General features: G+C 38.0%; 3 protein-coding genes and 1 pseudogene. All 4 read left to right on the top strand.

The window, feature by feature from the left end:
- Positions 1-419: pseudogene (locus DW059_RS16230) on the top strand (hypothetical protein); the annotation flags it as partial.
- Positions 420-600: 181 nt separating this feature from the next.
- A complete protein-coding gene (locus DW059_RS15130; protein WP_022242502.1) occupies positions 601-936 on the top strand; it encodes a type II toxin-antitoxin system HicB family antitoxin in 336 nt (111 codons plus the stop codon).
- Positions 937-989: 53 nt separating this feature from the next.
- Positions 990-1,754 (top strand): hypothetical protein, encoded by a 765-nt coding sequence (locus DW059_RS15125; protein ID WP_117699342.1) that lies wholly within the window; start codon positions 990-992, stop codon positions 1,752-1,754.
- Between the two features lie 279 nt (positions 1,755-2,033).
- Complete coding sequence (locus DW059_RS15120; protein ID WP_117699341.1) at positions 2,034-2,705, top strand: thioester domain-containing protein; 672 nt, start codon at positions 2,034-2,036, stop codon at positions 2,703-2,705.
- The last annotated feature ends 359 nt before the right edge of the window (positions 2,706-3,064 follow it).

Below are 3,064 nucleotides of genomic sequence, written 5' to 3'. Positions count from 1 at the left end.
ATTTAACTTTTTTATTGGAATTAAATACTTATACATTAAATGTGGACCGAAATTTTTTCGATATTTCGTTAATTCGGAAAGAGGATGAATGTTATTTATATTGCCCGATATATAATAATGAAACAGCATATCTTTCGGATACGCAAAACAAATATCCATTAGAAAAGAATATTAATACACTTATAGCCGAGGTACGTGAAACCTCGCGTTTTCAAAATTTGAATATAGCGGTAGACTGTTGTCAGAAATTGTATGGTACACAATTTAAGGTAGGTCAATATGAAATGTCGAAAGAGATATTAGAGATAAAAGAACTGTATGGGAATAAAATCTATTCAAGAATATGTGAAATAGATGAACATCAGAAAATAATACATCCAGAGTTTTGCTGGGATGATGTCAGAACAGAATGTTTTTAATGGTAAGGTATAAAAGGTAGATATGTGAGTGCAACTAATTTTAGTCGCATCTGCTGTGAGCAGGGAGTATAATATAAAAAGAGAAGTAATTTATGAGCAGAAAGGACAAATTATTAGAGAAACTTTTGCAGAAACTAAAAGACTTTACATTTGATGAAATGGTATCAAAGGATGGCATATTATGAGTGACTTACTATCATACAAAAATTATAATGGTACAGTAGAGTTTTCGAAAGAAGATAATTGTTTATTTGGTAAAGTAATCGGTATTAAATCGCTGATTTCCTATGAAGGGGCATCCGTAAAGGAATTAGAGCAGGATTTCCATAATGCAGTGGATGAATATCTTGAGGATTGTAAGGAGAGAAATATTGAGCCAGAGCAACCTTATAAGGGGACTTTTAATGTAAGAATTAGTCCGGAATTGCATAGAACTATTGCAATCTATGCTATGGAGCATGGAAAAAGTTTAAATGCTGCGGTGGAAGAGGCAATCGACAATATGGTTAAGCTGTAGTGTTTGTTATATTATAATTGACAAAAAAAGAAAAGCTGATGGGAGGAATCATTATGAAGAAAAGATTAGCGATGATTGTAACAATGTTGATGGTAACAGTAAGTATGGCAGCCTGCGGCGGGAAAAAAGATACTACCGCTGATAAGGAATCTGTTATAAATACAGAAGCTACCGAAGGGGTGGCAGAGACAGAAGAGCCGGAAACAGAGGCAGTTGCAGAGCAGGAGACCACTGGAAAACTGGAGAGCAATACTTCCAGTGCAGAGAATACTGCAGCACAGCCATCTGACAATAATACAAGCAAATCAAATAAGAGCAACAGCAATTCCGGCAATAAGGCAAGTGCAGGTAGCACTGCATCAGCCGGAACAACTACCAGTAATTCCAGTGGAACAACTGGAAGCAGCAATAGCAACACCAATGCTTCTAACAATAATGCAGCTCCGGCGCATGAACATAAGTGGGTGCTGCATGAGGGCAGCGGTCATTATGAGACACAGGTTGTTAAAGAAGCCTGGGACGAGCCAGTATATGAAATGCGTGAGATTACACGCTGCAGCACTTGTAATGCTGATATAAGCAGTTGGTCAGAGGAACAAATTGGAGACCACATTGAAGCACATATACTTGCTGGAGAAGATAAAGGCGGATATTATAGCACCGGAGAAAGAGTGCAGACCGGAACAAAGCACCATGACGCAGAAACCAAGCAGGTATGGGTGCAGGATGTGGCACCTTATGCACAGTGCAGTGGATGTGGAGAAATCGGACCGGTAGGTCCGGCATATCCATTAATTAATGGAATAGATTCTATATAAAGATGGTAAGAGAAGGATTCAAGGTGATTTTACTTTGAGTCCTTTTTTTATAGATATTTGTACCGGAATCCGGTACGTATAGCTTAGCGGAAGGGAGGATAGAAAACAAAATATAAAGGTAACTGGGAACTGATAATGATATCGGTTCTTTTTTTGTGCGTGTAATGAGGAAAAGTCTGTACTTGTACAGGACTTTGACGAATACCGTAACATCTTGTGAAAAGTATTTTCACAAGGATATGCTTTCTTTTAGCAAATGGAAGGAGGAAAACGGAAAGTATGAAGAAATTTAGCGTAAAACAGAAGTTAAAAGCGTCCATAGCTGTAGCATTATGTGTCTGTATGGCAGCCAGTCCGCTGACTGCTTTTGCGGAAAGTTTACCGGAGCAGGAAGAATCGATTCTTTCAGATAACTTTGATGAACTGGTACGCAAGGCGGAAGAAGAAAACAAAGAGCATGAAGCGGAGCAGATTGCTCTTAACAGTGCCGATGAGGGATTGGTAGTTAAAACTTATGCCTCTGGAAACTATGATTTTAATGTAGATTTAACCGTAGGAAAGACGATTAATTACAATGGCTATCAGACACACCAGTATAGTCTTTCGGATGGAACTGTAGTTTATTGTCTGGAACCAAGTAAAGCAAATCCGAGCAATGGACAATATACCGCTTCGGTATCCAATGATGCATTGCTTTCAGCAGTAGCCTACTATGGATATGGTGGACCGGGATATGAAAGTGATAAGGGTATGTATAACATGATGCAGGAGAATGTTCGTCCTTATGCTTATGTAATTACTCATATGGCTTTATCCTGGGTGTATGATGGCTGTAGTGATGATTCTGATGCCTTTAAGGGGAATGCAGCTACTGCAGATGGTATTAAAAACATGGTAAATCTTATGGATATTGATGCTTATTTGCCTTTTCATCGAAATACAGATATATAATAAGGGCTGTTAGGGGCACTTGGAATTTCGTTTGATATACTGGCAACGCTGGCACAGGGATGTGCCGGCGAGGTGCATATGAACATGGATGTGAATTTGCACCGGTTGCCGGATAGGTAAAAAAGTATATCGAAATTCCCAGTGCCCCTTACAGTCCTTATGTAATATCCGTATTCGATGAAAAGGCAGATACACTCAAAACCTTCCTAAGAAATTCCAGAATAACATAGAAACAATTCAGACACAATTTAAAATAACAGGCAAATTTAAAAGGCTTATGAAAAAATATTTTCAACAAAAAACACGTTGAATTGTTTTGATAAGCCTTTTTTTATATGCAAAAAAATGATAAATATAAA

This window comes from Roseburia sp. AF42-8 (assembly GCF_003435965.1).
Classification (GTDB): Bacteria; Bacillota; Clostridia; order Lachnospirales; family Lachnospiraceae; genus Roseburia_C; species Roseburia_C amylophila.
This window is presented reverse-complemented; position numbering and strand designations above follow the sequence as displayed.

What these genes read in the sequence shown, in the direction of transcription:
- DW059_RS15130 (WP_022242502.1), top strand. Translation starts at nt 601, where the DNA reads ATGAGTGACTTACTATCATACAAAAATTATAATGGTACAGTAGAGTTT.
- DW059_RS15125 (WP_117699342.1), top strand. Translation starts at nt 990, where the DNA reads ATGAAGAAAAGATTAGCGATGATTGTAACAATGTTGATGGTAACAGTA.
- DW059_RS15120 (WP_117699341.1), top strand. Translation starts at nt 2,034, where the DNA reads ATGAAGAAATTTAGCGTAAAACAGAAGTTAAAAGCGTCCATAGCTGTA.